This is a genomic window from Streptomyces sp. NPDC001594 (genome assembly GCF_042893675.1).
In the GTDB taxonomy this organism is placed as follows: domain Bacteria; phylum Actinomycetota; class Actinomycetes; order Streptomycetales; family Streptomycetaceae; genus Streptomyces.
This window is the reverse complement of the sequence record NZ_JBIAVB010000003.1, coordinates 187,493-213,431: the sequence shown is the minus strand read 5'-3', so window position 1 is coordinate 213,431 and position 25,939 is coordinate 187,493. Positions and strand designations below refer to the sequence as shown.

At 73.9% G+C, this 25,939-nt stretch carries 29 protein-coding genes and 1 tRNA gene; 16 read left to right on the top strand and 14 right to left on the bottom strand.

Features of this window, described 5'->3' with window-relative positions; translation table 11 throughout:
- Positions 1-27: 27 nt before the first annotated feature.
- Positions 28-810 carry a GntR family transcriptional regulator gene (locus ACFY0O_RS07290; protein ID WP_388943853.1) on the bottom strand — a complete coding sequence of 261 codons (783 nt, stop codon included), beginning with the start codon at positions 808-810 and terminating at the stop codon, positions 28-30.
- Positions 807-1,349 (bottom strand): GntR family transcriptional regulator, encoded by a 543-nt coding sequence (locus ACFY0O_RS07285; protein ID WP_388943850.1) that lies wholly within the window; start codon positions 1,347-1,349, stop codon positions 807-809. Before ACFY0O_RS07285 ends, ACFY0O_RS07290 begins: the two co-directional genes overlap by 4 nt.
- A 138-nt stretch (positions 1,350-1,487) precedes the next feature.
- Here ACFY0O_RS07285 and ACFY0O_RS07280 point away from each other — a divergent pair, with 138 nt between their 5' ends.
- The gene (locus ACFY0O_RS07280) at positions 1,488-1,922 is read left to right on the top strand and encodes an ATP-binding protein (RefSeq protein WP_388944525.1); all 435 of its coding nucleotides are present in this window, start codon (positions 1,488-1,490) and stop codon (positions 1,920-1,922) included.
- 24 nt (positions 1,923-1,946) lie between these two features.
- Here the strand turns inward: ACFY0O_RS07280 and ACFY0O_RS07275 are convergent, their stop codons facing one another.
- From ACFY0O_RS07275 to ACFY0O_RS07260, 4 genes are all read right to left on the bottom strand, one after another.
- Positions 1,947-2,378 (bottom strand): hypothetical protein, encoded by a 432-nt coding sequence (locus ACFY0O_RS07275; protein ID WP_388943848.1) that lies wholly within the window; start codon positions 2,376-2,378, stop codon positions 1,947-1,949.
- 165 nt (positions 2,379-2,543) lie between these two features.
- Positions 2,544-3,053, bottom strand: coding sequence for a pyridoxamine 5'-phosphate oxidase family protein (locus ACFY0O_RS07270; protein WP_388943845.1), 510 nt, complete (start codon positions 3,051-3,053; stop codon positions 2,544-2,546).
- 36 nt (positions 3,054-3,089) lie between these two features.
- On the bottom strand, positions 3,090-3,824 hold the full coding sequence (locus tag ACFY0O_RS07265) for a VWA domain-containing protein (RefSeq protein WP_388943843.1): 735 nt from the start codon (positions 3,822-3,824) through the stop codon (positions 3,090-3,092).
- On the bottom strand, positions 3,821-4,447 hold the full coding sequence (locus ACFY0O_RS07260; protein WP_388944522.1) for a PadR family transcriptional regulator: 627 nt from the start codon (positions 4,445-4,447) through the stop codon (positions 3,821-3,823). The genes ACFY0O_RS07265 and ACFY0O_RS07260 overlap by 4 nt, the downstream gene beginning before the upstream one ends.
- 119 nt (positions 4,448-4,566) lie before the next feature.
- On the opposite strand from ACFY0O_RS07260, the gene ACFY0O_RS07255 reads away from it, so the two are divergent.
- The 4 genes from ACFY0O_RS07255 to ACFY0O_RS07240 all read left to right on the top strand — a co-directional run bounded on the left by ACFY0O_RS07255 (position 4,567) and on the right by ACFY0O_RS07240 (position 7,498).
- Entirely contained in the window at positions 4,567-5,295 is a 729-nt protein-coding gene (locus tag ACFY0O_RS07255; protein WP_388943841.1) for an SDR family NAD(P)-dependent oxidoreductase, read from the top strand.
- Complete coding sequence (locus tag ACFY0O_RS07250) at positions 5,292-6,227, top strand: alpha/beta hydrolase (RefSeq protein WP_388943838.1); 936 nt, start codon at positions 5,292-5,294, stop codon at positions 6,225-6,227. Before ACFY0O_RS07255 ends, ACFY0O_RS07250 begins: the two co-directional genes overlap by 4 nt.
- A gap of 354 nt (positions 6,228-6,581) precedes the next feature.
- Positions 6,582-6,655 (top strand) — tRNA-Lys (locus ACFY0O_RS07245).
- 117 nt (positions 6,656-6,772) lie between these two features.
- Positions 6,773-7,498 carry a class I SAM-dependent methyltransferase gene (locus ACFY0O_RS07240; protein WP_388943836.1) on the top strand — a complete coding sequence of 242 codons (726 nt, stop codon included), beginning with the start codon at positions 6,773-6,775 and terminating at the stop codon, positions 7,496-7,498.
- On the opposite strand, the gene ACFY0O_RS07235 is transcribed toward ACFY0O_RS07240, so the two are convergent.
- Positions 7,465-8,550 (bottom strand): acyl-CoA dehydrogenase family protein, encoded by a 1,086-nt coding sequence (locus ACFY0O_RS07235; RefSeq protein ID WP_388943835.1) that lies wholly within the window; start codon positions 8,548-8,550, stop codon positions 7,465-7,467. The two genes, ACFY0O_RS07240 and ACFY0O_RS07235, sit on opposite strands and share 34 nt — an antisense overlap.
- Complete coding sequence (locus ACFY0O_RS07230) at positions 8,550-9,695, bottom strand: acyl-CoA dehydrogenase family protein (RefSeq protein WP_388943833.1); 1,146 nt, start codon at positions 9,693-9,695, stop codon at positions 8,550-8,552. Before ACFY0O_RS07230 ends, ACFY0O_RS07235 begins: the two co-directional genes overlap by 1 nt.
- 71 nt (positions 9,696-9,766) lie before the next feature.
- Between ACFY0O_RS07230 and ACFY0O_RS07225 the strand changes: the two genes are divergently transcribed.
- From ACFY0O_RS07225 to ACFY0O_RS07205, 5 genes are all read left to right on the top strand, one after another.
- Entirely contained in the window at positions 9,767-10,573 is an 807-nt protein-coding gene (locus ACFY0O_RS07225; protein WP_388943830.1) for an SDR family oxidoreductase, read from the top strand.
- A 15-nt stretch (positions 10,574-10,588) separates the two neighbouring features.
- Positions 10,589-11,251 (top strand): TetR family transcriptional regulator, encoded by a 663-nt coding sequence (locus tag ACFY0O_RS07220; RefSeq protein WP_388943828.1) that lies wholly within the window; start codon positions 10,589-10,591, stop codon positions 11,249-11,251.
- A 30-nt stretch (positions 11,252-11,281) separates the two neighbouring features.
- Complete coding sequence (locus ACFY0O_RS07215) at positions 11,282-12,439, top strand: acetyl-CoA C-acetyltransferase (protein ID WP_388943826.1); 1,158 nt, start codon at positions 11,282-11,284, stop codon at positions 12,437-12,439.
- Positions 12,440-12,674: 235 nt separating this feature from the next.
- Positions 12,675-12,878, top strand: a complete 204-nt coding sequence (locus ACFY0O_RS07210; RefSeq protein WP_030010141.1) for a cold-shock protein — start codon at positions 12,675-12,677, stop codon at positions 12,876-12,878.
- Positions 12,879-12,980: 102 nt separating this feature from the next.
- Positions 12,981-14,669: a DEAD/DEAH box helicase gene (locus tag ACFY0O_RS07205; protein ID WP_388943824.1), complete on the top strand. Its 1,689-nt coding sequence runs from the start codon at positions 12,981-12,983 to the stop codon at positions 14,667-14,669.
- Positions 14,670-14,747: 78 nt separating this feature from the next.
- Here ACFY0O_RS07205 and ACFY0O_RS07200 read toward each other — a convergent pair whose 3' ends face one another.
- From ACFY0O_RS07200 to ACFY0O_RS07180, 5 genes are read right to left on the bottom strand one after another with little or no spacing between them, the layout of a single operon-like run.
- Positions 14,748-15,683, bottom strand: a complete 936-nt coding sequence (locus ACFY0O_RS07200) for a tyrosine-protein phosphatase (RefSeq protein ID WP_388943821.1) — start codon at positions 15,681-15,683, stop codon at positions 14,748-14,750.
- A gap of 29 nt (positions 15,684-15,712) precedes the next feature.
- Complete coding sequence (locus tag ACFY0O_RS07195; RefSeq protein ID WP_388943819.1) at positions 15,713-16,810, bottom strand: NAD(P)H-dependent flavin oxidoreductase; 1,098 nt, start codon at positions 16,808-16,810, stop codon at positions 15,713-15,715.
- A 1-nt stretch (position 16,811) separates the two neighbouring features.
- Positions 16,812-17,540: a CoA-transferase subunit beta gene (locus tag ACFY0O_RS07190; RefSeq protein WP_388943816.1), complete on the bottom strand. Its 729-nt coding sequence runs from the start codon at positions 17,538-17,540 to the stop codon at positions 16,812-16,814.
- Positions 17,537-18,388 (bottom strand): CoA transferase subunit A, encoded by an 852-nt coding sequence (locus ACFY0O_RS07185; protein ID WP_388943813.1) that lies wholly within the window; start codon positions 18,386-18,388, stop codon positions 17,537-17,539. Before ACFY0O_RS07185 ends, ACFY0O_RS07190 begins: the two co-directional genes overlap by 4 nt.
- A gap of 11 nt (positions 18,389-18,399) precedes the next feature.
- Positions 18,400-19,140 (bottom strand): enoyl-CoA hydratase family protein, encoded by a 741-nt coding sequence (locus ACFY0O_RS07180; protein ID WP_388943810.1) that lies wholly within the window; start codon positions 19,138-19,140, stop codon positions 18,400-18,402.
- Positions 19,141-19,196: 56 nt separating this feature from the next.
- Between ACFY0O_RS07180 and ACFY0O_RS07175 the strand changes: the two genes are divergently transcribed.
- From ACFY0O_RS07175 to ACFY0O_RS07160, 4 genes are all read left to right on the top strand, one after another.
- Positions 19,197-19,994, top strand: a complete 798-nt coding sequence (locus ACFY0O_RS07175; protein ID WP_388943808.1) for an SDR family oxidoreductase — start codon at positions 19,197-19,199, stop codon at positions 19,992-19,994.
- Between the two features lie 374 nt (positions 19,995-20,368).
- Positions 20,369-21,277 (top strand): SDR family oxidoreductase, encoded by a 909-nt coding sequence (locus ACFY0O_RS07170; RefSeq protein ID WP_388943805.1) that lies wholly within the window; start codon positions 20,369-20,371, stop codon positions 21,275-21,277.
- Positions 21,278-21,779: 502 nt separating this feature from the next.
- Complete coding sequence (locus ACFY0O_RS07165; protein ID WP_388943803.1) at positions 21,780-22,451, top strand: DUF4360 domain-containing protein; 672 nt, start codon at positions 21,780-21,782, stop codon at positions 22,449-22,451.
- A gap of 75 nt (positions 22,452-22,526) precedes the next feature.
- Positions 22,527-23,204: a DUF4360 domain-containing protein gene (locus ACFY0O_RS07160; protein WP_388944519.1), complete on the top strand. Its 678-nt coding sequence runs from the start codon at positions 22,527-22,529 to the stop codon at positions 23,202-23,204.
- A gap of 139 nt (positions 23,205-23,343) precedes the next feature.
- On the opposite strand, the gene ACFY0O_RS07155 is transcribed toward ACFY0O_RS07160, so the two are convergent.
- Positions 23,344-24,027 carry an HAD family acid phosphatase gene (locus ACFY0O_RS07155; protein ID WP_388943800.1) on the bottom strand — a complete coding sequence of 228 codons (684 nt, stop codon included), beginning with the start codon at positions 24,025-24,027 and terminating at the stop codon, positions 23,344-23,346.
- A 221-nt stretch (positions 24,028-24,248) separates the two neighbouring features.
- On the opposite strand from ACFY0O_RS07155, the gene ACFY0O_RS07150 reads away from it, so the two are divergent.
- Positions 24,249-25,067, top strand: coding sequence for a serine protease (locus ACFY0O_RS07150; protein ID WP_388943797.1), 819 nt, complete (start codon positions 24,249-24,251; stop codon positions 25,065-25,067).
- A gap of 210 nt (positions 25,068-25,277) precedes the next feature.
- On the top strand, positions 25,278-25,934 hold the full coding sequence (locus ACFY0O_RS07145) for a response regulator (protein ID WP_388943794.1): 657 nt from the start codon (positions 25,278-25,280) through the stop codon (positions 25,932-25,934).
- Positions 25,935-25,939 lie beyond the last annotated feature (5 nt).

Here is a 25,939-nt window from a genome sequence, read left to right as displayed (position 1 = left end):
TGACGGGCGTCGTGGCGTTTCCGGGTTCTACTCGGGAGCGAACTCGTACTGCAGCTCGTACAGGTGCCCGGCCTTCACCATGACGGTGACCTCGACCGGCCGGTGGCCGTCGCTGTAGACGGTCCTCAGCGTGCGCAGCACCGGCAGGTCGCCGTGCAGGCGCAGCGCCGCGTGCTCCGCCTGCGTGGGGATGCGTGCGGAGACGCGGTCCACGCTCGTGCGCGGAGCGAAGCCCAGCTGCGTGAGCAAGGTCGGGGTTCCGCCCCGGATCCTGCGGGGTTCGGCGAGGGCGGTGCCGCGGGTGAGGTCCAGCGGGTAGTAGGAGCTGACGAGTTCGGCGGGTTCGCCGTCAAGGGTGATGAGCTGGCGCCGAAGCAGTGCCGACGAGCCGTTCTCCTGGCCGAGGGCGGCAGCGACGTCACCGTGTACCTCGGTCTCGCCCACGCTGATCAGCCCGGTATGGACCTCGGCGTCGGGCCGTCCGGCGATCTCGGCCAGCCACGGATGGGCCCCGCCGGCCGTTGCCGGTGTGAGCGAGGACGCCGGGCGGACGGTCCGCTGCCGGTTCTCGCGGACCGTCACTGCGGCACCGGCCCGGCCGACAACGAGCCCTTCGGCCTTGAGGAGCTGCAGCGCCTTCTGGATGGTGGCGTTCGAGGCGTCGAAGCGTTCCTTCAGCCGGGCTGTCGAGGGTACGTTCGAGCCGGGGGTGAGCTCACCGTTCATGATGGCGTCGCGCAGGTCGGCGGCGATGCGGGCGTGCAGGGGGCGGGGGTCGGGTGCGGTGGCTTCAGGGGAGGGCAAGGTCATCCGATCTGGGTCTCGTAGCGCAGCTGTTGGCGACCTGCGGGCATGACCATGAGGTCGGCCTGAAGGGGAGTGTCGCCCGCGTCGTACGTGACGCGGGCGATGCGCAGCACGGGCTCCTCGCGGCTCATGCCCAGCTGTCCGCACTCCTCGTCGGTGGGGATCCGCGCCGTGACGGTTTCGACGACCCGTGCTCCGACGTGGCCGAGTGAGGCCAGGAGGGAGACCGACCCGCCCCGGATCTTCGAGGTTCCGGCCAGGGCGGTGCCGGATGCGATGTGGGCCGGGTAGAAGGTGTCGGTCAACTCACAAGGGATTCCATCGAGTTCAATGATCCGGCGGCGGGCCACGACCGTCGCGCCCTCGTCTGTGCCGAGCAGCGCCGCCACTTCGGAGCTCGCGGAGGTTTCGCCGGCGTAGACGATCCGCTGCCCGCCGCGATGTCCGGCGGCCCTCGTCTCTTCCGTCCACGCGTCCGCCGCCCCGGCTGTACGTGGGGTCAGGTAGGGCATCGACGTACTGGTCCACCCGCTGCCGCTCATGCCGTCCTCCCGTACGCCGACTCTTTGTTGGCACTCCCACGGTATGCGAAGCCCGCCCGCGGACCTCAGCCTCCATCATCTTGCTGCTTTTCGCGAACAGCGATACAGTCGGTCACGGCCTTGGAACTCAGCGTCAGGATGGTGGGTGGCGTGACTCTTTGTCGGCAGCAGCGATTTCCCAGGACACGCAGCTCGGTGCGCGCGGCCCGGCAGTTCGCTGGTGACACGCTCTGGCAGTGGGGCATCGCTGATCGGGGTGAGGACATCCGGCTCTGCGCTTCCGAGCTCGCGGCCAATGCCGTGCTCCACGGCGTCCCGTACGGGCGCGACTTCTGCGTGCGCCTGGTGTGGGAGGAGGGCATGGTCCGCGTCGAGGTCAGGGACAGCGGCCCGGGGCTGCCGGTGGTCGGGCGGCCCGGGGTGGACGCGCTGTGCGGCAGGGGGTTGTGGCTCGTCTCCGAGCTCGCCGACGACTTCGGCGTCACCGATCAACTGGTGGGAAAGACCGTGTGGGTCCGCTTCGAGTGCTCCACGATCCGACACGGCGCCCGTCATGCCCCCGACCAGGGATGACGGGCGCCGTGGCGTGTGTGGGGGCTACTCCGGCTGGACGACGACCGCTCCCCAGCGGAGGGTGGGGGTCGAGGTGGTGACCACAGCGCCGAAGCCGTCGTGGAGGCCCGGGCCCAAGGGGATGGTGATCTGGGCCGGGGTGTCCTCGGGGCAGTTCAGGGTGAAAGGGGCCGGGTTGCGGTCAGGGTGTTCGTCCAGGGTGAAGGAGACCACCATGCTGCCGCCGCCCTCGCAGGCGAAGGTGGTGTAGGTGTCCAGGTAGGGAGAGAGGCCGCCCGAGACGAAGCCGCTGGAGCCGGTCTGTTCGGGCACCCAGATCACCCCGTCGGGGCCGGGGTAGGGAAGGAGTTCGGCCTGGTCCGCCGCCTGGGCGGTGCCGGTGGCCAGGGTGAGGGCGGTGGCCGCGAGGGCCAGGGTGAGTGCGGTGCGGCGGCGGCGCTGGAACGTCTGCTGCATGGGTCCCCCCGTGGGTCCGTGTCGGTCTCCTCCACGCTAGGGGCTGGCACTGACAACGCGCGCTGCCGTGCGGTAGGCGCCGCCGATCCCGTCTGGCTCCGTGACCGGGCGCGTGCCCGGCGTACGGCGGCACCGGAGGAGATGGTGCGGAGCGCCCCCTGAGGGTCAGGACGCGGGGATCTCGCGGGGTGGTTCGTCGTCGTTGCCTCGGCGGAGGGTGCGGAGGCCGTGGGTGGGGGTCCAGGTGCGGACTACCAGGTCGTCGCCGTCGACCGCCGTGTGGACCACCTCGGTCAGGTCGGCGTGGAAGAGGTGGAAGGGGTGCGGGGTGTCCTTCTCCTCCGCGTAGCGGTGGAGTTCGGGCGGGTCCACGATCTCGACGGCGCGGCCCGAGATCCGTACGTCCCCGTCGGGCATCGTGTCGTCCGGGCCGGGGTTGGTGTGCAGGGCGAAGCGCGGGTCGTGCTGGAGGTCGCGGGCCTTCAGTGAGCCCGCCATCATGCCCAGCCACAGTTCCCCGCCGCGGAACTCCACGTTGAGGCCGGTCAGCCGGGGCGAGCCGTCCTTGCGCAGGGTGGCCAGGACGTGGTGGGGGAACTGCGCGAAGCGGGCCCGTACCGCCTCCGCGAAGTCCGGTTCCGCCTTCTCGAACGCTGCCCAGTTGTTCGTCGTCATGCGTCCATCAAAGCGCGCCCCGCCGCCGGCGGCCGGTCAGGCGCGCACGATGCCCGCCCGGCGTGCCGCGGCCAGCCAGGCCGGGAACTCGGCGACGAGGCGGTCGTACAGGTCGGCGTCCGGTACGGCGCGCGGGTCCGGGCCCGCGTGGAAGTAGCCCGCGTTGTCGACCACCCGTTTGTCCGGCACCGGGAGTTCGTCCAGGCGGCGCAGGAAGTCGAACTGGCTGCTGCGGGTGTTGCCGAAGCCGACGAACTGCCAGAAGAGGGGCAGGCGGGCGGCCTTGCACAGGTAGCGCTCCGCCGCCAGCTTGTTCACCGGGCCGCCGTCCGTCTGGAAGACGACCAGGGCGGGGTCGGTGGAGCCCGAGTCCAGGTAGTGGTCGATCACCGCGTCCATCGCCAGGTGGTAGGCGGTCTTGCCCATGTGGCCGAGGCCGGCGGCGATCTCCGTGACCCGGCCCCCGTGGCCGGTGAGGGGGACCTCCTCGATCGCGTCGACGTCGGTGGAGAAGAAGACGACCGGCACGCGGCCGTCGGAGTCGAGCTGGGCGGACAGGCCCAGGACCAGGTCCGCGAAGGCCTGTACGGTGCCGTCCGCGTAGTAGGGGCGCATGGAGCCGGAGCGGTCCAGGACCAGGTAGACGGCGGCCCGGCCGCCCTCCAGGCCGTGCTTGCGCAGCGAGACGCCCGCGTTCTCGTAGAGGCTGACCAGGGCCGGGGCCGTCTCCTCGATCTTGCGCAGGCTGATGGCGCCGCCGCCTCCCGTCATGGTGCGGTGTCCGTGCGCGGGCGGGCGCTCAGGGCTTCGATGTCCTCCAGCATGGCCGCCGCGAGATCGCGCTCGGAGGCGTAGTACCGCTCGGCCCACTTGAGGGTCAGGGTGGGGTAGGCCCAGGCCTCCTCCCCCTGCGCCGCCGCCACGTCGGCCTCCGCTCCGCGCCGCATGCCCTCGGCGAACCGCTGCTGCTGGAGGAGGAGTTCGCGCATCTGTTCCGGCTCCAGGAGGTGGCCCAGCCACAACCGCAGCATCGGCCCGTGCTTGAGCACCGGAGGGTCGACGGGCGCCTCGCGCGCCCACCGCCGTACGGCGTCCATGCCGGTTTCGGTGATCCGGTAGACCCGCTTGTCGCGGGTGCCGGTGTCCTGGGCGACCATCCGGGAGGAGGCGTAGCCGGCCTTCTCCAGGCGCTTGAGCTCGCTGTAGATCTGGCTGAAGGAGGGGCTCCAGTAGAAGAAGCGCAGCGACCAGTCCGACCACTTCTTCAGGTCGTAGCCGGAGAGTTCCTCGCCGAAGGAGAGCAGTCCGAGCACTGCCCAGCTGGTCGCGGGGAGCGCACGCCGGGCCGCCCCGCCGGGGGTCTCCACTGTCGTCTCGTCTGCCACGCAGCGCAGTCTACGACCGGTTCCGGCGGCGCCCTTCCCTGCGTTTGATATGGCTGCTAGGTATATGCCTATTAGGTATATGAGTCGTCGGGTCGCTGTTCAACTCCCGCTGTTCGTATGGAGGAAGCGTGATCTCGCTGGACGGAAAGGTCGTCGTCGTCACCGGCGCCGGGCGCGGCCAGGGCGCAGAGGAGGCCAGGCTGTGCGCGCGGGCCGGGGCGCGGGTCGTCGTGACCGACCTCCGGGAGGAGGAGGGCCGGGCGGTGGCCGCGGAACTGGGCGACCGGGGTCTGTTCGTACGGCACGACGTGGCCGACGCCGACAGCTGGGCCGGGGTGGTCCGGGAGGCGGTGGCCGCCTTCGGGACGGTGTCGGCGCTGGTCAACAACGCCGCCCTGTGGCGCACCGCGCACGTGGAGGAGCAGAGCAGGGAGGGCTTCGAAGAGCTGCTGCGGGTCAACCTGCTGGGGCCGTTCCTCGGGATCCAGGCGGTGGCGCCGGTGCTCCGCGCGGGCGGGGGCGGCTCGATCGTGAACGTCTCCTCCACCGCCGGGCTGGTCGGCCTCCGGGGCCACGCGGCCTACGGCTCCACGAAGGCCGGCCTGCGCGGGCTGACCCGCTCGGCGGCGCTGGACCTGGCCGGTGACGGGATCCGGGTCAACTCGGTGCACCCCGGCGCCATCGACACGCCCATGGTGGCCGGAGCGGTCGAGGGGCGGGACTGGTCGCACGTGCCGCTGGGGCGGATGGGGCGCCCGGGGGAGGTGGGGGAGCTGGTTCTCTTCCTGTGCTCGGAGTCCTCCTCGTACGTCACGGGTGCCGAGTTGGTGGTCGACGGGGGGATGACGGCGCGATGAGCGGGGGTTCGGGGGAGGGGCGAGAGTCGCGGGACGGGCTGTCGCCCGAGGCGCGGGCGCTGTGCGAGGTCATGACGGCGGGCTTCCCGGGGCCCGGGGACGTGGCGGCCCTGCGGGCGGCGGTGGCGGCCGGGGCGGAGCGGCCGGGTGGGCGGGGGCCGGAACCGGCCTCGGTGCGGGACACCGAGGCCGGCGGGGTGCCGGTGCGGGTGTACGACCCCGCGCCGGGGGAGCGGGGGCGGGTGCTCGTGGTGTACCTGCACGGCGGGGGCTGGGTGATGTGCGGGATCGACACGCACGACGCCCTCTGCCGTGAGCTGGCCGCGGCCTCGGGGGCGGTGGTGGTCTCGGCCGGCTACCGGCTGGCCCCGGAGCACCCCTGGCCGGCGGCGGCCGACGACGCGCTGGCGGTGCTGCTGTGGGCGCGGGCCGGGGCGCACCGGCTGGGCTGCGACCCGGGGCGGGTGGTGGTGGCTGGGGACTCCAGCGGGGGCAACCTGGCGGCCGTCACCGCGCTGCGGGCGCCGGAACTGCTCGCCGGCCAGCTGCTGGTGTACCCGCCGCTGGACGCCTCGATGGGGTCGGAGTCGGTGGCGGTGTACGGGAGCGGGTACTTCCACACCGCCGCGCACATGGCCTGGTACTGGGACAGGTACGGCGGCGACCCCGCCCACCCGCACGTCTCGCCGCTGCGCGCGCCGGACCTGTCCGGGCTGCCGCGCACGCTGATCGTCCTCGCCGACTGCGACCTGCTGCGGGACGAGGGGCTCGCGTACGCGCGCCGGCTGGGGGAGGCGGGGGTGGACTGCGAGGTCCGGCTCCACCCGGGGGTCTTCCACGGCTTCCTCGGCCTGCCGCTGCCGGCCGCGGCGGCGGCCCGGGCGGGGGCGGCGGCCTGGATCGCGGCCACGGGCGGGCGCGGCCGGGCCTGATCCGGAAGATACGGGCCCGCCCCTGCGGGTCACCCTGGCCGCCGGACCGGACCGGACCGGACCGGACCGGACCGGTGCGGGGCGGCCGGCGGGGCGGGGTGACCGTGTCGCGCGCCTGCCTCGGCGCGGCCGGCGGCGCGGGTCGCCGCCGGGGTGGCCGACGGCCGGGCCGACGGCGAGGTCGGCGACGTACCCGCGCGGCGGTCCCGGGCGGGGTGGTGGTCCCGGCCCGCGCGGTGGTCCGGTGTCGGTGCCCGTACCCGTGCGGTGGGACGGAGTCGGAGGGGGCACGGGCCGGTCGGAGGGGGTGCGATTTGGAGCAGTCGCGCCGGGCGGGTACCTTCCTTCTCGAAGGCGCCGCTAGCTCAGTTGGTTAGAGCAGCTGACTCTTAATCAGCGGGTCCGGGGTTCGAGTCCCTGGCGGCGCACCTGACCTTCGGGCGGTTCCCGGTTCTCCGGGAGCCGCCCGAAGTCGTTTCCGGCCCGGTGCGGTCCTGGCCGGGCAGGCTCTCCTCCTGGTCGCGGGCACGGGAAAGAATGGCGGCATGACGACTCGTGCCAGGTCCTTCGATGCCGCCGCCGCCCTCTACCACGCCTCCCGCCCCGGGTACCCCGACGCGCTGTTCGACGCCGTCGAGGAACTCGCCGGGGCGAGCCTGCGCGGGGCCAGGGTGGCGGACGCGGGGGCCGGGACCGGGATCGCCAGCGCCCTGCTGCACGCCCGCGGGGCGCGGGTGCTCGCCGTGGAGCCCGGTGACGGCATGGCCGCGGAGTTCCGCCGCGCGCACCCCGGGATCCCGATCGTGCGCGGTGACGGCGACCGCCTCCCCCTGGCCTCCGGCTCCCTCGACTTCCTGACCTACGCCCAGGCCTGGCACTGGACCGACCCGGCCCGTTCCGTCCCCGAGGCCCGCCGCGTGCTGCGCCCGGGCGGGGCCCTCGCCCTCTGGTGGAACGACCTGGACCTGACCGTTCCCTGGCTCGCCGAGCAGGACGAGCGGATCGCCGCCCTCCTCGGCGTCCCCGCCGGGACCCAGCCGCGGGAGGACCCCGAGGAGCTGGGCCTCACCACCTGCGAGGTCCGCTGGTCGCGCCGGATCCCGCTGGACGCGCACCTGGCCAACCTCTCCAGCCACTCCGCCTTCCTCCTCCTCGGGGAGAGCGCCACCCGGGAGTTCACCGGGGCCGAGCGGGAACGGCTGCTGGAGCTGTTCCCCGACGGGACGGTCGAGGAGGCCTACGTGGTCACCCTCCGCGTGGCCGTCGTCTGAGGCAGCCCCCGGACCACCGCCGCCCGGCACTGCGACGGGCTGCCCCAGGCGTCGCGCAGCGGCCGGGCCTTGCGCAGCCACAGGGACAGGTCCAGCTCCTCCGTGTAGCCGACGGCCCCGTGCAGCTGGAGGGCGGTGCGGGCGGCCCCGTACGCGGCCTCGCCGGCGGTCAGCTTCGCCGCCGCGACGTCCCCGTCCGACAGGGACAGCGCGGCCGCCCACAGCAGCGGCCGGGCGAACTCCAGCTCCAGCAGGGTGTCCGCCAGCCGGTGCTTGACCGCCTGGAAGCTGCCGACGGGCGCCCCGAACTGGGTGCGCTGCTTCACGTACTCCACCGTGCGGCCCAGCAGGGCCTCGCCGACGCCCAGGCACTGGGCCGCCGTCAGCAGCCGCGCCCACCGCGCGGCGGCCCCGGCGGCGGCCGCCACCGCCGGACCGGCCGCCAGCAGCTCCCCGCCCACCCGCGGCACCCCGAGCCCGCGCGCCGGGTCCAAGGAGGCCAGCCGCTCCCCCCGACCCCCCGCCAGCCGCAGCTCCACGGCCTCCGAGCGCGCACCGGCCCCCGCGGGGCCCGAGGCGGTGCCCGCCGCCGGGCGCGGCCCACCCGGCTCCGACACCGTGAAGCAGTACGTCGCCGCGTCCGCGTCCAGGGCGTACGGGGAGCCGCCCGGCAGGGTCAGGGTGGCCAGGGTGTCTCCCGCCACCAGCCCCGGGAGGAAGCGTTTCGCCGGGCCCTCCTCGCCGAGCCGGGCCAGCTCCCCCAGCAGCACCGCCGCCGCGGCCGTCTCCACCGCCGGACCCGCCACCCCCGCCCGCCCCAGCTCCATGAAGGCCAGGGCCAGCTCCACCGGGAGCGGCCCCAGCCCCTCGTACGCCTCCGGCGCGGCCAGCGCCCACAGGCCGGTGTCCGCGAGCCGGGACCAGAGGGCCAGCCCGGGCCCGTGGTCCCCGGCCGCCCAGGCCCGCACCGTCGCCGGGACCTCCGCCGCGGCCAGCAGGGAGCGCAGGGTGCGGGCGAAATCGGACTGTTCACCGGTCGGCTGGAAGCGCATCAGCGGCGGCCCTTCGGAAGGCCGAGCAGCCGCTCGGCGATGATGTTGCGCTGGATCTCGTTCGTCCCCGCGTAGATCGGACCGGCCAGCGAGAACACCCACGGCTCGGCCCACGGCCCGTCCGCCAGCTCCGCCTCCGGGCCCAGCAGGTCCAGGGCCGTCTCGTGCAGGGCGATGTCGTACTGGGACCAGAACACCTTGTTCAGGCTGGACTCGGCGCCGATCTCCCCGCCCGCCGCGAAGCGGGTGGCTCCGGCCCAGGTGAACAGCTCGTAGGCGCGCGCCCCCACCACCGCGTCCGCGACCCGGTCGCGCAGCGCCGTGTCCGCCGGGTCCCCCCGCTCGCGCCACAGGGCGGCCAGCCGGCCGGCGGCGGCCAGGAACCGGCCGGGGGAGCGCAGGGTGAGCCCCCGCTCGTTGCCGGTGGTCGACATCGCGATCCGCCAGCCCTGCCCGGGCTCCCCGATCACGTCCTCGTCGGGGACGAACACCCGGTCCAGGAACAGCTCCGCGAAGGCCGGCTTGCCGTCGAGGCGCCCGATGGGCCGTACCGTCACGCCCGGCGCGCGCAGGTCGAACATCAGGTACGTCAGCCCCTGGTGCGGTCGGGCGGCCCCCGGATCGCTGCGGAAGATCCCGAAGGCCCGGTCGGCGAAGGCGGCCCGCGAGGACCAGGTCTTCTGCCCCGACAGCAGCCAGCCGCCCTCGGTGCGCTCCGCCCGCGACCTCAGCGAGGCCAGGTCGGAACCCGACTCCGGCTCGGACCAGGCCTGCGCCCAGATCACCTCACCGCTCGCCATGGACGGCAGCACCCGCGCCCGCTGCGCGGGCGTGGCGTGGTCGAAGAGGGTCGGGGCCAGCAGGCTGATGCCGTTCTGCGAGACCCGGCCGGGCGCGCCCGCCGCCCAGTACTCCTCCTCGAAGACCAGCCACCGCTCGATGTCCGCGCCCCGGCCCCCGTACTCCTCGGGCCAGGACACCGCCGACCAGCGGCCGGCGTGCAGCTCGGCCTCCCACGCGCGGTGCGCCGCGAAGCCCTCCTCCGTCTCCAGCGAGGGAAGGGGGGCATCCGGCACGTGGTCGTGCAGCCAGTCCCGGGCCTCGGCCCGGAAGGCCGCCACCTCGGGGGAGTGGTCGAGATCCATCAGCCGTCCGCCTCCTTCACACGCACCCGCACGCCTTCCCTAACAAGTGTTTGGTAGGTTAACGTACGGCCATGAGCAGCGTCGAGGAGTCCCGCAACGGGGCGCCCGCCTACGTCCCCGCCCACGGTCTGCTGCGCGGCCGCACCGCCGTCGTCACGGCCGCGGCCGGCGCGGGCATCGGCGGCGCCACCGCCCGCCGCTTCCTGGAGGAGGGGGCCCGTGTCCTGATCGGCGACGCCCACGCCCGCCGCCTGAAGGAGACCGAGGCCGCCCTCACCGCCGAGTTCGGCGCGGACCGGATCGCCTCCCTGCCCTGTGACGTCACCGACGAGGACCAGGTCCGGACCCTGTTCGCGCACGCCGGGCGGCTCCACGGCGGCCTCGACGTCGTGGTAAACAACGCCGGGCTCGGCGGCACCGCCGACCTCGTCGACATGACGGACGAGCAGTGGACCCGCGTCCTCGACGTCACCCTGAACGGCACCTTCCGCTGCACCCGCGCCGCCCTGCGCGCCTTCAAGGACTCCGGCCGCGCCGGCGTCATCGTCAACAACGCCTCCGTCATCGGCTGGCGCGCCCAGACCGGCCAGGCCCACTACGCCGCCGCCAAGGCCGGGGTGATGGCCCTGACCCGCTGCGCGGCGCTGGAGGCGGCGGAGTTCGGCGTACGGGTCAACGCGGTCGCGCCGAGCCTGGCCATGCACCCGCACCTGGTGAAGGTCACCAGCGAGGAACTGCTGGCCGAACTCACCGCCCGCGAGGCCTTCGGCCGCTACGCCGAGCCCTGGGAGGTCGCCAACGTCATCGTCTTCCTGGCCAGCGGCTACTCGTCCTACATGACGGGCGAGACCGTCTCGGTCAGCAGCCAGCGCGCCTAGCCGCACAATGGGCGCGTGCCAACGAACAAGCCGACCGCCGAGCCGACCGCAGAGCCGACCGCCGAGCCGCGGGCGAAGAAGAAGCCGCAGGTGAGCGCCTCACCCGAGCGGCGTCGGGAGCTCCTCGACACCGCCGCCGAGGTCTTCGCCGCCCAGGGCTACAACGCCACCACCGTCCGCAAGATCGCCGACGCCGCCGGGATGCTCGCCGGCAGCCTCTACTACCACTTCGATTCCAAGGAATCGATGCTCGACGAGATCCTCTCGGCCTTCCTGAACGAGCTGTGGGACGGGTACGACACCGTCCTCGCGGCCGGCCTCGGCCCCCGGGAGACCATCGAGGCCCTCGTCACCGAGTCCTTCCGGGAGATCGACCGGCACCGCGCCGCCGTCGCGATCTACCAGAAGGAGGCCCGCACCCTCTCCGCGCAGCCCCGCTTCCACTACCTCTCCGACTCGCAGGTGAAGTTCGAGAAGGCCTGGCTGGGCACGCTGGAGCGGGGCGTCGCCGCCCGGGTCTTCCGGGCCGACCTCGACATCCGCCTCACCTACCGCTTCGTGCGCGACACGGTGTGGGTCGCGGCGTCCTGGTACCGGCCGGGCGGCCAGCACAGCCCCGAGGAGATCGCCCGCCAGTACCTGTCGATGGTGCTCGACGGGATCGCCGTACGCCCCTAGGACACCCGCAGCCAGCAGAGGAGCCCCCCGATGCCCGAGGCCTACATAGTCGACGCCGTACGCACCCCCGTGGGCCGGCGCGGTGGTGGCCTGTCCCAGGTCCACCCCGCCGACCTGGGCGCGCACGTCCTCAAGGCGCTCGTCGAGCGCACCGGGGTGGACCCGGCCGCCGTGGAGGACGTGGTCTTCGGCTGCCTGGACACGGTGGGCCCGCAGGCCGGGGACATCGCCCGTACCGCCTGGCTGGCCGCCGGCCTGCCCGAGGAGGTCCCCGGGGTCACCGTCGACCGGCAGTGCGGCTCCTCCCAGCAGGCCGTGCACTTCGCCGCCCAGGGCGTCCTCTCCGGCACCCAGGACCTGGTCGTCGCGGGCGGCACCCAGAACATGTCGATGATCCCGATCGCCTTCGCCTCCCGGCAGGCGGCCGCACCGCTCGGCCTCACCGAGGGCCCCTACGCGGGCTCGGCCGGCTGGCGCGCCCGCTACGGCGACGCCCCCGTCAACCAGTTCCACGGGGCGCAGCTCATCGCCGAGAAGTGGGGGATCTCGCGCCGGGACATGGAGGAGTTCGCCCTCACCTCCCACCGGCGGGCCCTCCGCGCGATCGACGAGGGCCGCTTCGACCGCGAGACCGTCCCGTACGGGGACGTGACCGTGGACGAGGGCCCGCGCCGCGACACCACCCTGGAGAAGATGGCCGGCCTCAAGCCGGTGGTCGAGGGCGGCACCATCACGGCCGCCGTCTCCTCCCAGGTCTCCGACGGCGCCGCGGCCATGCTGATCGCCTCCGAACGGGCCGTCGCCGAGCACGGCCTCACCCCCCGCGCCCGCATCCACCACCTGTCGGTGCGCGGCGAGGACCCGATCCGGATGCTGTCGGCCCCGATCCCGGCCACCGCGCACGCCCTGAAGAAGACGGGCCTGACCCTGGACGCCATCGACCTGGTCGAGATCAACGAGGCCTTCGCCCCCGTCGTGCTCGCCTGGCTGAAGGAGACGGGCGCCGACCCCGCCCGGGTGAACGTCAACGGCGGCGCCATCGCCCTGGGCCACCCCCTGGGCGCGACCGGAGTGAAGCTGATGACCACGCTCCTGCACGAGCTGGAGCGCACCGGCGGCCGCTACGGCCTCCAGACCATGTGCGAGGGCGGCGGCCAGGCCAACGTCACGATCATCGAACGCCTCTGATCCGGGCGCCGCGAGCCGGCACGGGGCGGGGCCGCACGCCGCCCCGCCCCGGACACGCCGCGCTGTCGTCCGCGCGGGGAAGCGAGATCGGCGGGAAGTGTGCTAGCTTGGTCACGTTGCAGTTGTGGTACCCATGAACTTTATGTGCGCCTGACGGGATTGCTCCGCAGGCGCTTTTATTGTTTTTGCCGGATTCTCCCGGATGGGGCCCTTGCCGCCTATTCAGGAGATTCAAATGGCACTTGGCACCGTGAAGTGGTTCAACTCGGAAAAGGGCTTCGGCTTCATCGAGCAGGACGGTGGCGGTCCGGACGTGTTCGCCCACTACTCGAACATCGCCACCCAGGGCTTCCGTGAGCTCCAGGAGGGCCAGCGCGTGTCCTTCGACGTGACCCAGGGCCAGAAGGGCCCCCAGGCGGAGAACATCATCCCCGCCTAATTTTCTCAGCATGCCGGGGTCCGCACCGCGAGGTGCGGGCCCCGGCTTGTCTGCTGTTTCGACCGTTTGTCTGACCTGCCGGTTTCAGGAGGGCTTTTCCGCATGACCAGCTCCAGCTCCGCACGACCCAGCCGCCGCCCCAGCCGGGGCCGAGGCGCGGCCCAGGGACGTCCGAAGGCTGGTGCGGGCCGGCAGAAGCCCGCACCCGTGGCCCGGCCCCAGGAATTCACCATGCCCGAACCGCAGGTCCCGGCCCTCCCGCCGGTGGCCGCGTTCGAGGACATGGACATGCCCGAGGCGCTGCTGAAGACCCTCGCCGCCCAGGGCGTGACCGAGCCGTTCCCGATCCAGGCCGCCACCCTGCCGAACTCCCTCGCGGGGCGCGACCTGCTCGGCCGCGGCCGCACCGGCTCCGGCAAGACCCTCGCCTTCGGCCTGGCCGTGCTCTCCCGCACCGCCGGCCGCCGCGCGCAGCCCAAGGCGCCGCTCGCGCTGGTCCTCGTACCGACCCGCGAGCTGGCGCAGCAGGTGACCGACGCCCTGGCCCCGTACGCCACGGCCGTCAACCTGCGCCTCGCCACCGTCGTCGGCGGTATGTCGATCAACCGGCAGTCCGGCGCCCTGCGCCGCGGCGCCGAGGTGCTCGTCGCCACCCCCGGCCGCCTGAAGGACCTCATCGACCGCGGTGACGCCGACCTCTCGCAGGTCTCGATCACCGTCCTCGACGAGGCCGACCAGATGACCGACATGGGCTTCATGCCGCAGGTCACCGCCCTGCTCAAGCAGGTCGAGCCCGGCGGGCAGACCATGCTGTTCTCGGCGACCCTCGACAAGAACGTCGACAAGCTCGTCAAGATGTTCCTCAACGACCCGGTCGGCCACTCCGTCGACCCGTCGGCCGGCGCGGTCACCACCATGGAGCACCACGTCCTGTACGTCATGGACGAGACCGACAAGAAGGCCGTGGCGACGCGTATAGCCGCACGTGACGGCCGGGTCATCATGTTCGTCGACACCAAGCGCGGCGTCGACCGCATGGTCAAGAAGCTCCTCGCGGACGGCGTCCGCGCCTCCGGCCTGCACGGCGGCCGCTCGCAGCCGCAGCGCAACCGCACCCTGGACTGGTTCAAGACCGGCGAGGTCACCGCGCTGATCGCCACCAACGTGGCCGCGCGCGGCATCCACATCGACGACCTCGACCTGGTCGTCAACATCGACCCGCCGGTCGACCACAAGGACTACCTGCACCGCGGCGGCCGCACCGCCCGCGCCGGCGAGTCCGGCAGCGTCGTCACCCTGGTCCTGCCCGACCAGAAGCGGGACATGACCCGGCTGATGTCGGACGCGGGGATCTCCCCGCGCACCGCCCAGATCAAGTCCTCCGACGAGGAACTCGTCCGGCTGACCGGCGCCCGCGTGCCCTCCGGCATCCCCGTGGTCCTGGAGGTCCCGCAGCCCGCGCAGCCCAAGGCGCGCACCGGTTCGGGCTCCGGCTCGGGCTCCTCGCGCCGCCGCTCGGGCGGCGGCCAGCGCTCCGGCGCCTCCGCCGCCCCCGCCTCCGGCGGCCGCGGCCGCCGCACCGGCTCCGGTGCCTCCGGCTCCGGCCAGGCCCCCGCGGGCTCCGGCTCGGGCCAGCCCCGGCGCGCCCAGGGCGGCGGCCAGGGCTCCGGCTCCGCCGCCGGCCAGGGCCGCCGCGCCGGGTCCGGCTCCACCTCCGGCGGCGGCGCGGCCGCGGCCTCGGCCCGCAGCCGGGTCGGCACGGGCGGCCAGGGCCGGCGCCGGGCGGTCTGACCCCCGTACCCCCTGACACGAGCACGCCGAAGGCGCCGGGCAGAGCAGCTGCCCGGCGCCTTCGCGCATCCCCGGCGGTTACCGGACCAGCTTGTTCTGCAGCTTCGACAGCGTCCGCAGGTCCAGGCCCAGACCGTCCGTCAGGTAGCCGTAGAAGCTCCCGTAGTCGGCCTCCATCCGCGTCGTCGCCGCGTCCAGGTAGTCCTGGCGGACCTCTTGGAGCGGGATCAGCAGGTCCGGGTTCTGCATCCGGCCCGACTGCTTCAACCCCGCGCGCACCTGGGCGTCGTACGCCGCCCGGAAGGTGTTCGAGGCCAGGTAGTCGCTCTCGGCCGTCGCCTGCGGCACGGCCAGCGCGCGCAGCAGGACGTAACTCATCCACCCCGTCCGGTCCTTGCCCGACGTGCAGTGGTAGAGCAGCGGACCCTGGCCGCCGTCCGCGATCTCCCGCAGCGTCGCCGCGAACTGCGCCCGGTTCTCGGGGCTCGTCACGAACGTGCGGTAGACGTCCCGCATGTAGGCCTCGGCCCGGCCCCCGCCGAGCATCTGCTCCTGCTTGACGGGGTCGCCGCTGGATATCGCGCCGACCAGGGTGGCGTACAGGCCCAGGTCGCTGACCGGACGGGAGGTGGGGGAGAGCCCCGGAGGCAGCTTGTCGGCGCCGTCGTACTGGAGCTCCATCGGGATGCGGAAATCGACGACCTTCGTGAGGCCGAGACCGGAGACGGTGGTGATGTCCGCCGCGGTCAGCTTGCCCAGTGCGTCGGAGCGGTAGACCAGCCCCTGGCGGACCCGGCCGCCGGTGTACGTGTCGTAGCCGCCGACGTCCCGGAGGTTGACGGCCCCCTGTAGGGGGATCTGCCGGATCGCCGGGGACGGCGACTGGAGCTGGTGGTGCCGGGCACGGGCCGCGGGGGCCGGAGCCGCCGCCGCGTACGCGGCGGCGGGCAGGGTCCCGAGGGCGAGCGCGGCGGCGGTCGCCGCGGTCGCCAGGCGGATGCGGGCACGTCTCATACGGGCGACTCCTGTGACGGAGAAGGGGATCACCCTGGTGGTGGCAGGGTGCCGAGCGGGTGCGGACCGGACGCGTGCAGCCGGTCCAGCACGGCGTGCGCTTCGGCCATGACGCGGTCGACGAGCTCCGCACACGACGGCAGATCCTCGATCACCCCCGCGACCTGGCCCGATGCCATGACACCGAGGTCCGTGCGGCCCTCGACCATGGACGCCTTCAGGAGCATCGGGGTGTTCGCGGCGAGCAGGACCTGGCTCCAGGACAGGTCCTTGCCGTGCTTCATCGCCAGGCCGTCGCGCACCATCCGGGACCAGGACAGCCCCGACAGCTTCCGGAAGCCCGCCGCGTGCCGCACCGCCCGGGCCAGCGCCCGCGCCCGGCCCGCACGCTCCAGGGAGGCCACCAGCTCGGTCCGCAGCATCCGGTGCGGCAGCCCGTCCACCGCCGTGGTGACGGTGACGTCCTTGACGGTCGCCCTCAGGTACTCGGCCTTCACGGCGTCCGGAACCGTCGAATCGGAGGTCAGCAGGAACCGGGTGCCCATGGCGACGCCGGCGGCCCCGTACGCCAGCGCAGCCACCAGCCCCCGCCCGTCACGGAACCCGCCCGCCGCCACCACCGGGACGTCCACGGCGTCGACCACCTGCGGCAGCAGCACCGTCGTCGCCACGTCCCCGGTGTGCCCGCCGCCCTCCCCGCCCTGCACGATCACCGCGTCGGCCCCCCAGGCCGCGACCTTCTCGGCGTGCCGGCGCGCCCCCACCGAGGGGATCACCACCACCCCGGCGTCCTTCAGCCGGGCGATCAGCTCCCGGGACGGGGCCAGCGCGAACGAGGCCACCCGCACGCCCTCGTCGATGATCAGCCGGACCCGCTCGGCCGCGTCCCCGGCGTCGGCCCGCAGGTTCACCCCGAACGGGGCGTCCGTGCGCGAGCGCACCTCCTGGACCGCCGCGCGCAGCTGCTCGGTCGTCATCGTCGCCGACGCCAGGATGCCCAGGGCCCCCGCCTCCGCCGCCGCCGACACCAGGCGCGGGCCGGCCACCCAGCCCATGCCCGTCTGCACGATCGGGTACCGGACCCCGACCAGCTTGGTGAACGCCGTGTCCCACTCCCTCGCCGCCATGTCAGCCCCGCACCTCGCGCTCGCGCAGGCCCTTCGGGTCGATCACCTCGCGGATCAGCCGCAGCTCCTCGGCCGTGGGCTCCCGGGTGAACGGGGCCTCCTCACCGACCGCGAGCTCGAACCCGGTGGCCGCGCGGACCTCCTCCACCGTGACCCCGGGGTGCACGGAGGCCAGCCGCATCACGTGCCCGGGGCCGTCGAAGTCGAAGACGCCCAGGTCGCTGACCACGCGCGGCAGCCGGTGGAAGCGGGACGCGGACGGCCCGGCCGCCCGCGCGCGGTCGTACCCCACCCCGCTGACCATGTCGACGCGCTCGACGAACACCCTCGGGGAGTGCCGGGGCACCCAGTAGCTCACCGGATTGTTGAGGGTGTTGACGGGCGCCCCGCGTACGCCCAGCAGCTGGCGGGAGGGCCGCTCCCAGTCGCCGATGCAGGAGATGTTCTGGTTGCCGTACCGGTCGATCTGGCTGGCGCCCATCATCACGTGCCGCCGCCCGCCGGTGACCATGGTCAGGTGGCGGCGGTACGGGAGCCAGCCCTCGACCGTGCCGTCCAGGCCGACCAGCATCGCCTCGCCGTCGGTCAGCAGCAGGTCGGGGGAGAAGGTCCGCTTGGCCAGCCGGGCCCCGAAGGAGGGGACCAGGCCCATCGGGCTGGCCAGGACCTCCCCGTCGCCGCGCCAGGCCTCGGCGCAGGCGATCACGCAGTACTCGGCGCGCGTGGTCATCGCTGTTCCTCCCGCCAGGTCCGGACGGCGCTCTGGTAGTCGTGCTCGCCCGCCCCGGAGAGGAAGCGGGCCGCGAACTCGGGCCAGGGTGTGGCCGCGTACAGCTTCTGGAAGGCCTCGTCGCGGTCGTAGTCGGGCGCGCAGGAGGTGAAGTGCGCACCGTTCGGGGTCTCCACGACCCCGGTGACCGAGTGCCGGCTGACCAGGAGTGACTGCGGCGGGCCGGACTTGGCGAGCTCGGCGCTCTCCACGAGCTGCTCGCAGGAGACGTACGCGGCGTCGGCGGCCTCGCAGAAGAGGTCGTCGAAGTAGGGGTCGGGGCCCAGGTACTGGGCGTTGCCGAGGCGGTCGGCGCGGTTGAGGTGGACCAGGGCCGCGTCCATGCGCAGGGCGGGGACGGCGACGAACTCCTCGCCGTCGGCGTAGGGGGAGGTGACGGTGCGCAGCTCGGGGTTGACCCGCATGACGTCGGAGCCGAGGCCGGCGCGGACGGGCAGGAAGGGCAGCCGGTTGGCGGCGGCGTGCAGGCCCCACATGAACATCGCCTCGTCGTATTCGGTGAGGGCGAGGGAGCCGCTCTCGCGGGCGGCGCGGAAGTGCGGCTCCAGCGGGACGGAGTCCAGGGTGGCGAAGGGGGCGATCAGGCGGCGGATCCGTCCGGCGGCGGCCAGGAGCCCGACGTCGGGGCCGCCGTACGCGACCACGGTGAGATCGGTGATCTCGGAACGGAGCAGTGCCCGCACCAGGGCCATCGGCTTGCGCCGGGAGCCCCAGCCGCCGATCCCGAGGGTCATTCCGCTGCGCAGCCGCCCGACCACCTCGTCGGGGGTCATGGTCTTGTCCGTCATGCGGTGCCTCCCTATGCCTTCCCGAAGGTGTCGCGGACCCGGTCGGCGACCCCGCTGAGGTTGGCCTCGAAGGTGAACCCCTGCTCGAAGCGGTAGCTGCGGCGCACGTCGACCGGGTCGATGCCGTTGATGGCGCCCTTGGCCAGCCGGATGAGGGTGCCGTCCTTCTTCGCGATCTCGGCCGCCAGTTCCAGGGCGGCGGCGGACAGCTCCGCCCGCGCGACCACCTTCCACACCGAGCCGTGGGCGTGCAGTTCGGCGGCGGTGGCGGTGCGCGAGGTGTAGTAGAGGGCGCGCATCAGGTGCTGCGGGACCAGCCGGGCCAGGTGGGTGGCCGCGCCCAGGGCCCCGCGGTCCAGCTCGGGCAGCCCGAAGACGGCGTCCTCGGAGGCCACGATCGCGTCCGCGTTGCCGACGAGGCCGATGCCGCCGCCCAGGCAGAAGCCGTGCACGGCCGCCACCACCGGCACCTCGCACTCGTACACGGCGGCGAAGGCCTCGTAGCAGCCGCGGTTGGCCCCGATGAGGGCGGCGTGGCCGCTGTCGCGCTGCATCTCCTTGATGTCGACCCCGGCGTTGAAGCCCCGGCCGGCGGCCGTCAGGACCACGCAGCGCACCTCGGGGTCGCGCCCGGCGGCGCGCAGGGCGTCGGCGAGCTCGTACCAGCCGTGCACGGGGAGGGCGTTGACGGGCGGGAAGTCCACTGTGACGAGTGCGATGCCCTTGTCCGGGCTGGAGGTGGAGACACCCATGAGCGGATCAGCTACCTTTCCACCAAACATTTGTTAGGTGAGGAAGGTAGCAGCCGATGGAGCTCAAGGGGAGGGTCGTGGTCGTCACCGGCGGAACACGGGGCGTCGGCGCCGGGATCGCCCGCTCGTTCCTCGCGGCGGGCGCGGAGGTCGCCGTCTGCGCGCGCCGCCCGCCGGACGCGCCGGTGGCGGAGGGCGGGCGGGAGGCGGCCTTCACCGCCGTGGACCTGCGCGACCCGGACGCCGTCGGGGAGTTCCTGGAGGGGGTCGCGGGGCGCCACGGGCGGCTGGACTGCCTGGTCAACAACGCCGGCGGGACCCCGTACCGGCTGCTGGGGGAGGGCGGGCCCGAGCGGCACGCGCGGGTCGTCGCCCTCAACCTGGTGGCCCCGCTGACGGCCTCGCTGGCCGCCTACCCGTGGCTGCGGGAGAGCCGGGGATCGGTGCTGATGATCGGCAGCGTCAGCGGAACCCGCCCCTCGCCGGGCACGGCCGCGTACGGGGCGGCGAAGGCGGGGCTGGAGAACCTGGCCCGCTCGATGGCGGTGGAGTGGGCCCCCGAGGTACGGGTCAACTCGCTGGTCCTCGGCATGGTCCGCACCGAGCTGGCGCACCTGCACTACGGGGACGCGGCGGGCGTCGCGGCGGTCGCCGCCACGGTCCCGCTGGGCCGCCTGGCGGAGCCGGCGGACGTGGGGGAGGCGGCGGTGTTCCTGGCCTCGGACCGCGCGGCCTACGTGAGCGGGGCGAGCCTGCTGCTCCACGGCGGCGGCGAACGCCCGGCATTCCTCACGGCCGCCACGGCCAACCGGCCCCCCACCGCCCCCGACACCCCGGCGACACCGCCGCGGTGAGGGCGCACGGGGGCGTCCGGGGGTGGTGGCTCCGTCGGGGGCGGTCACGGGACCGCCGGCAGGGCGCGTGGGTCGCCGGAGCGGCGGGCGCCAGGGGGCCGGGGCGGGCTGTGGGCCCGGGGCCGGGGCCGGCGGACGGGGGGTCGGAGCGGGCGGGCGGGCTGGCGGCCCGGGTGGGTCGGGCGCCGGTCCGGGGTGGGCTGGGCGCGCGCTAGCCGGGCCTGACGGGCCGCGGGCGGATGGGTGGCCTGGCGGGAACGCCGGAAGGGGGCGGGCGGAACGACGGGGCGAGGCGGCCGGCCGGGGGCCGGCGGGGTGTGGGACCGGTGGCCGGAGGGGCCGGCGGAGGCGGGTCGACTGTGAGGAGAGCTGACATGGGCATCGTGGACGGACGCGTGGTCGTCGTGACGGGCGCCGGCCGGGGGCTGGGCCGGGCCCACGCCCTGGCCTTCGCGGCGGAAGGGGCACGGGTGGTCGTCAACGACCTCGGGGTCGGACTCGACGGCCTGCCCGGGCCCGGCAGCCCGGCCGCCCGCGTGGTGGAGGAGATCCGCGCACGGGGCGGGGAGGCGGTGGCGCACGGCGGGGACGTCGCGACGGGCGAGGGCGCGGACTCACTGGTGGCCTGCGCCCTCGACGCCTTCGGGCGGCTGGACACCCTCGTCAACAACGCCGGGTTCCTGCGGGACCGGATGCTGGTCAACCTCGGTGAGGACGACTGGGACGCGGTGATGCGGGTCCACCTCAAGGGCCACTTCCTGCCGCTGCGGGCGGCGGCCGCCTGGTGGCGGGCCGAGGCGAAGGCCGGCCGGCCGGTCGCGGCCCGGGTCGTCAACACCTCCTCGGGGGCGGGTCTGCTGGGCTCCGTGGGCCAGGGCAACTACAGCGCGGCCAAGGCGGGGATCCTCGGGCTGACGCTGGTGGCGGCGGCGGAGATGGGCCGGTACGGGGTCCAGGTCAACGCCATCGCCCCGGCGGCGCGGACCCGGATGACCGAGGAGGCCTTCGCGGCCACGATGGCCGCCCCTGAGGCGGGGGCCTTCGACGCGATGGCGCCGGAGAACGTGTCCCCGCTGGTGGTGTGGCTGGGCGCGGAGGCGTCCGCCGGGGTCACGGGCCGGGTCTTCGAGGCGGAGGGCGGGCGGATCACCGTGATGGACGGCTGGCGGCCCGGGGCCACGGTGGACCGGGGATCGCGCTGGACCCCGTCGGAGGCGGGCGAGGCCGCCGCCAAGCTCCTGTCCCTCTCGGAGCCGCCGCTCCCGGCGTACGGGGCCCAGTAGCCGGGCGACACCGCGGTCCCGCTGCGCGGAGCCTTCCCCTACCCGCCCTTCGTCCGTTCCCAGGGGCTCCGCCCCTGACGCCGTTCCGGGCGCTCCGCGCCCGGTGCGCGCGGGCGTTGCCGCGGGCGACAGACCAGGCGCGCCCAAATCCAGCCTCGCCGGCGTTTGAGGCGTGGGGGTCTGGGGGCGGAGCCCCCAGGGGGTCCGGGGCGCAGCCCCCGCGGGAACGGGCGAAGGGTGGGGCGGGGAGGCCGGCACCGCGCAGCGGGACCACGGCTCCGGGTTCCGGACATCCGGGCGCCCGGCGGGAGCCGGCCCCGCCGGACGCGGACGCCGCCGACCGGCGGAGCGACGGGCGGCCGCTCGCCGGAATCGGCCAGCCGGTACGGACCGACCACCCCCGGCCCCCCGATGGCCGTATCGAACCCTCCCCCGCCCGGCAACACCGTGGTGGCATGTGCATGCCCAATCCGGGCCCCCTCCGCACGAACGGAGACCCCTCATGCCCCTCCGCAGACTCCCGCTCGGCGCCGCCGTCACGGCCCTGGCGGCCCTCACCGCCCTCCCCGCCCCCGCCGCCCAGGCCCAGGCCCACCCCGGCACCCCCTCCCTCCCCCCGCCCGGCCGGGTCACCGTCGAGGTCGCCGGGGTCAACGGCTCCGGCTGCCCCCAGGGGACCGCCGACGTCGCCGCCGCCTCCGACAACACCGCCTTCACCGTCACCTACAGCAACTACCTCGCCCAGACCGGCGCCGGCTCCGGCGGGACGGACTTCCGCAAGAACTGCCAGCTGGCCCTGCGGATCCACGTCCCGCAGGGGTTCACGTACGCCATCGCCCGCGCCGACTACCGCGGCTTCGCGCACCTCCAGCGCGGCGCCTACGGCCAGCAGCGCGCCAACTACTACTTCCAGGGCAACGCCCAGACCGCCCGCAGCACCCACCAGTTCAACGGCCCCCTCACCGACAACTGGCAGGCGAGCGACCAGACCGACTACGCCGACCTCGTCTGGGCCCCCTGCGGGGAGGAGCGCAACCTCAACGTCAACACCGAACTGCGGGTCTACGCGGGCACGTCCGGCTCGCAGAACCTCAGCTTCATGAGCATGGACTCCACCGACGGCAGTGTCAGCACGGTCTACCACTTCGAGTGGAAGGAGTGCCCCGCGGCCTGACGGCCACGTCCACACCGGGCTTCGCGCAGCAGACCCCAGGACCAGGAGTCAGGAGTGACAACGATGTCTCATTCCCTGTCCCGTACCCTGCTCACCGCCGCCGCGGCCGCCGCGCTCATCGCGACGTCCGCCCCCGCCGGGGCCGCCGCCCCGGGTTCGGGCGGCCTTCCGCCCATCACCGTTCCGCCCGACAAGATCGTGATCGAGCTCGCCACCGTCAACGGCTCCGGCTGCCGCGAGGGCACCGCCCAGGTGGCCGTGGCCCCCGACAACACGGCCTTCACCGTCACCTACAGCGAGTACCTCGCCCAGGTCGGCCCCGGCGCCCCGCCGACGGCCTTCCGCAAGAACTGCCAGCTCAACCTGCGCGTCCACGTCCCGTCCGGGTTCACCTACGCGATCGTCCAGGCGGACTACCGGGGGTTCGCGTTCCTGCAGCCCGGAGCCTCGGGCCAGGAACGGGCGAACTACTACTTCCAGGGGATGCCGCAGACCACCCAGCGCACGCACTCCTTCACCGGCCCGCTGAACGACAACTGGCAGACCAGCGACAAGACGGAGTACGCGGACCTCGTCTGGTCCCCGTGCGGGGAGAAGCGCAACTTCAACATCAACACCGAGCTGCGGGTGAACGCCGGCACCTCGAACCCGCAGACGGCCACCAGCTTCATGGCCATGGACTCCACCGACGCCGGCGTCAGCACGCTCTACCACCTCGCCTGGCAGACCTGCCCCGCGCCGAAGAAGGCGTAGCGGCGGCGGCCCGCTGAACGGGCGCCGGGCCCGGCCCCCTGGCGAGGGGCCGGGCCCGGCACTCGTGCGATGGGATATGACTACCCGCCATACCGCGCGTTCGAACCACCTCCGGCCCGCCGGATCCGGTCCGGCGGTGTCAGGAGAGCTTGCCGCCGTAGTCCGGGAGCTTGACGGTGCGCTCGGCGTGGCCGCCGACCAGGTCGCTCTCGTTGTTCCCGATGTTGGCGATGATCGTGTAGCCGCGGGCCTCGATCTCGGCGCGCTTGGCCGTCTTGTACGCGCTGACCTGCTCGAACAGGGCCGGCAGGTCGCGCACGTACAGCCCGGTGACCGGGTAGCCGACGGCCTTGAGGTTGCGCTCGGTCAGGGAGTACACGATGCCCGGGCGGGCTGTGACGAAGAAGATCGCGACCCCGCGCTGGTTCGCGTACTGGGTCAGCGCGCGGACCTTGTCGATCGCCGGGGTCGGGAAGGTCCAGAACCAGTGGAAGTCCGTCTCCAGCGAGGAGTTGTCGATGTCCAGGACGATCGCGGGCTTCTCGCCGGCCGGGGCGGCCGCGATCCGCTGCTCGATGGCCGGGCGGGCGGCGTCGACGACGGAGGCCACGTCGCGCTGCCAGGTGGCATAGTCGATGCCGAGGATGGCCGCGTTGCCGCCCGGCGCCGAGGCCGTGACCGCCGCCGGAGCGGGCGCGGGCGCGGGCGTGGCGGCCGGGGCCGCGGCGGCGGAGCCGGCCGGCAGCAGGGTCATCACGGCGGCCGCGGCGGCCACGGTCGCGGCGGCGGTACGGGACGTGCGGGTGCGGCGGGTGCTGCGCATGGGGGGGCGCTCCTCGGAACGGCTCGGCATATACCGGGGATTGGCATGTACGTGCCCAGAGTTGGCCAGAATCCCACCCGTGTCTACTGGCCGGTAGGAAACTTTTCGTGGCCGTGAAATGAATCCGGGGCGCGGAGCCCGCCGGGTGGCGGGGATTGTCCGAAAACGTGTTCTTGTCGCCCTCCCGGGCGCCGATGTGTCATGGACTCGTCATTCATCGGATGGCGCGCACAGCCCAACCCCCCACGAAAGGCAGTGTGTTGACCGTGTCCACCCTTGCCACGATCCTCAAGCGCGGCCTCGCCGTCGGCGCCGTCGCCCTCGCCGCCGCCAGCCTCCAGCCCACCGGCGCCAGCGCCTCCCCGACCCCCGTCGTCGGCGGCACCCGCGCCGGCCAGGGCGAGTTCCCCTTCATGGTCCGCCTCTCCATGGGCTGCGGCGGCGCCCTCTACACCCAGCAGATCGTCCTCACCGCCGCCCACTGCGTGAACGGCTCCGGCAACAACACCTCCATCACCGCCACCGCCGGCGTCGTCGACCTCCAGAGCAGCAGCGCGATCAAGGTCAAGTCCACCAAGGTGCTCCAGGCCCCCGGCTACAACGGCCAGGGCAAGGACTGGGCCCTCATCAAGCTCGCCAAGCCGATCAACCTCCCCACCCTGAAGATCGCCGACACCAAGGCCTACGACAACGGCACCTTCACCGTCGCCGGCTGGGGCGCCGCCCGCGAAGGCGGATCCCAGCAGCGCTACCTCCTCAAAGCCACCGTCCCCTTCGTCTCCGACGCCGCCTGCCAGGCCGCCTACGGCGACTCCCTCGTCCCCTCCGACGAGATCTGCGCCGGCTACGACCAGGGCGGCACCGACACCTGCCAGGGTGACTCCGGCGGCCCCATGTTCCGCCGCGACGACACCAACGCCTGGATCCAGGTCGGCATCGTCAGCTGGGGCGAGGGCTGCGCCCGCGCCGGATACCCCGGCGTCTACTCCGAGGTCTCCACCTTCGCCGCCGACATCCGGGCCGCCGCCGCCGGCCTGTAACCCCACCGCCCCGCCGCCCGCACCCCCCCACCCGCGCACCCCCCCACCCGCGCACCCCCCCACCCGCGCACCTCTCCCTTCCGGCCGGACCCGAGCCGGCCGGAAGGGCGAGCCCCCGGCCGTCCGGTTGCGGGCCGCCCCACCCCCGGGTCCCATGGGACGGGGACACCCCGGCGAGCGGGCGACAGGCGACAGTGGGGCAGGCGGCGCATGGCGATCAGAGTGGTCATCGCGGACGACCAGGACATGGTCAGGACCGGCTTCCGGATGATCCTCGAGAGCCAGCCCGACATCGAGGTCGTCGCCGACGCCGCCGACGGGCAGGCCGCCCTCGACGCCGTCACCGCCCACCACCCCGACGTCCTCCTCCTCGACATCCGCATGCCCCGCGTCGACGGCCTTGAGGTCACCCGCCGCCTCTCCGGCCAGGACACCCCCCGCATCGTCATCGTCACCACCTTCGACCTCGACGAATACGTCCACGCGGCCCTCCACGGCGGAGCCTCCGGCTTCCTCCTCAAGGACGCCAGCCCCGCCATGCTCGTCGAAGCCGTCCGCGCCGCGGCCGCCGGAGACGCCCTCGTCTCACCCGCCATCACCGTCCGTCTGCTGCGCGAGATGGCCCCCCGCATGGCCGGCCCCCAGGCCGCCCGCCGCCCCTCCGAACCCCTCACCGAACGCGAACAGGACGTCGTGCGCTGCCTCGCCCGCGGCCTCACCAACGCCGAGATCGCCGCCGAGCTCTACGTCTCCCTGTCCACCGTCAAAACCCACCTGGCCAACGTCCAGGCCAAACTCACCGCCCGCAACCGCGTCGAGATCGCCGCCTGGGCCTGGGAAAGCGGCCTCGCCGCCACCACCGCGTGAAAGCC

What these genes read in the sequence shown, in the direction of transcription:
- ACFY0O_RS07290 (WP_388943853.1), bottom strand. Translation starts at nt 810, where the DNA reads ATGACCTTGCCCTCCCCTGAAGCCACCGCACCCGACCCCCGCCCCCTG.
- ACFY0O_RS07285 (WP_388943850.1), bottom strand. Translation starts at nt 1,349, where the DNA reads ATGAGCGGCAGCGGGTGGACCAGTACGTCGATGCCCTACCTGACCCCA.
- ACFY0O_RS07280 (WP_388944525.1), top strand. Translation starts at nt 1,488, where the DNA reads ATGGTGGGTGGCGTGACTCTTTGTCGGCAGCAGCGATTTCCCAGGACA.
- ACFY0O_RS07275 (WP_388943848.1), bottom strand. Translation starts at nt 2,378, where the DNA reads ATGCAGCAGACGTTCCAGCGCCGCCGCCGCACCGCACTCACCCTGGCC.
- ACFY0O_RS07270 (WP_388943845.1), bottom strand. Translation starts at nt 3,053, where the DNA reads ATGACGACGAACAACTGGGCAGCGTTCGAGAAGGCGGAACCGGACTTC.
- ACFY0O_RS07265 (WP_388943843.1), bottom strand. Translation starts at nt 3,824, where the DNA reads ATGACGGGAGGCGGCGGCGCCATCAGCCTGCGCAAGATCGAGGAGACG.
- ACFY0O_RS07250 (WP_388943838.1), top strand. Translation starts at nt 5,292, where the DNA reads ATGAGCGGGGGTTCGGGGGAGGGGCGAGAGTCGCGGGACGGGCTGTCG.
- ACFY0O_RS07240 (WP_388943836.1), top strand. Translation starts at nt 6,773, where the DNA reads ATGACGACTCGTGCCAGGTCCTTCGATGCCGCCGCCGCCCTCTACCAC.
- ACFY0O_RS07235 (WP_388943835.1), bottom strand. Translation starts at nt 8,550, where the DNA reads ATGCGCTTCCAGCCGACCGGTGAACAGTCCGATTTCGCCCGCACCCTG.
- ACFY0O_RS07230 (WP_388943833.1), bottom strand. Translation starts at nt 9,695, where the DNA reads ATGGATCTCGACCACTCCCCCGAGGTGGCGGCCTTCCGGGCCGAGGCC.
- ACFY0O_RS07225 (WP_388943830.1), top strand. Translation starts at nt 9,767, where the DNA reads ATGAGCAGCGTCGAGGAGTCCCGCAACGGGGCGCCCGCCTACGTCCCC.
- ACFY0O_RS07215 (WP_388943826.1), top strand. Translation starts at nt 11,282, where the DNA reads ATGCCCGAGGCCTACATAGTCGACGCCGTACGCACCCCCGTGGGCCGG.
- ACFY0O_RS07210 (WP_030010141.1), top strand. Translation starts at nt 12,675, where the DNA reads ATGGCACTTGGCACCGTGAAGTGGTTCAACTCGGAAAAGGGCTTCGGC.
- ACFY0O_RS07205 (WP_388943824.1), top strand. Translation starts at nt 12,981, where the DNA reads ATGACCAGCTCCAGCTCCGCACGACCCAGCCGCCGCCCCAGCCGGGGC.
- ACFY0O_RS07200 (WP_388943821.1), bottom strand. Translation starts at nt 15,683, where the DNA reads ATGAGACGTGCCCGCATCCGCCTGGCGACCGCGGCGACCGCCGCCGCG.
- ACFY0O_RS07195 (WP_388943819.1), bottom strand. Translation starts at nt 16,810, where the DNA reads ATGGCGGCGAGGGAGTGGGACACGGCGTTCACCAAGCTGGTCGGGGTC.
- ACFY0O_RS07190 (WP_388943816.1), bottom strand. Translation starts at nt 17,540, where the DNA reads ATGACCACGCGCGCCGAGTACTGCGTGATCGCCTGCGCCGAGGCCTGG.
- ACFY0O_RS07185 (WP_388943813.1), bottom strand. Translation starts at nt 18,388, where the DNA reads ATGACGGACAAGACCATGACCCCCGACGAGGTGGTCGGGCGGCTGCGC.
- ACFY0O_RS07180 (WP_388943810.1), bottom strand. Translation starts at nt 19,140, where the DNA reads ATGGGTGTCTCCACCTCCAGCCCGGACAAGGGCATCGCACTCGTCACA.
- ACFY0O_RS07175 (WP_388943808.1), top strand. Translation starts at nt 19,197, where the DNA reads ATGGAGCTCAAGGGGAGGGTCGTGGTCGTCACCGGCGGAACACGGGGC.
- ACFY0O_RS07170 (WP_388943805.1), top strand. Translation starts at nt 20,369, where the DNA reads ATGGGCATCGTGGACGGACGCGTGGTCGTCGTGACGGGCGCCGGCCGG.
- ACFY0O_RS07165 (WP_388943803.1), top strand. Translation starts at nt 21,780, where the DNA reads ATGCCCCTCCGCAGACTCCCGCTCGGCGCCGCCGTCACGGCCCTGGCG.
- ACFY0O_RS07155 (WP_388943800.1), bottom strand. Translation starts at nt 24,027, where the DNA reads ATGCGCAGCACCCGCCGCACCCGCACGTCCCGTACCGCCGCCGCGACC.
- ACFY0O_RS07150 (WP_388943797.1), top strand. Translation starts at nt 24,249, where the DNA reads ATGGCGCGCACAGCCCAACCCCCCACGAAAGGCAGTGTGTTGACCGTG.
- ACFY0O_RS07145 (WP_388943794.1), top strand. Translation starts at nt 25,278, where the DNA reads ATGGCGATCAGAGTGGTCATCGCGGACGACCAGGACATGGTCAGGACC.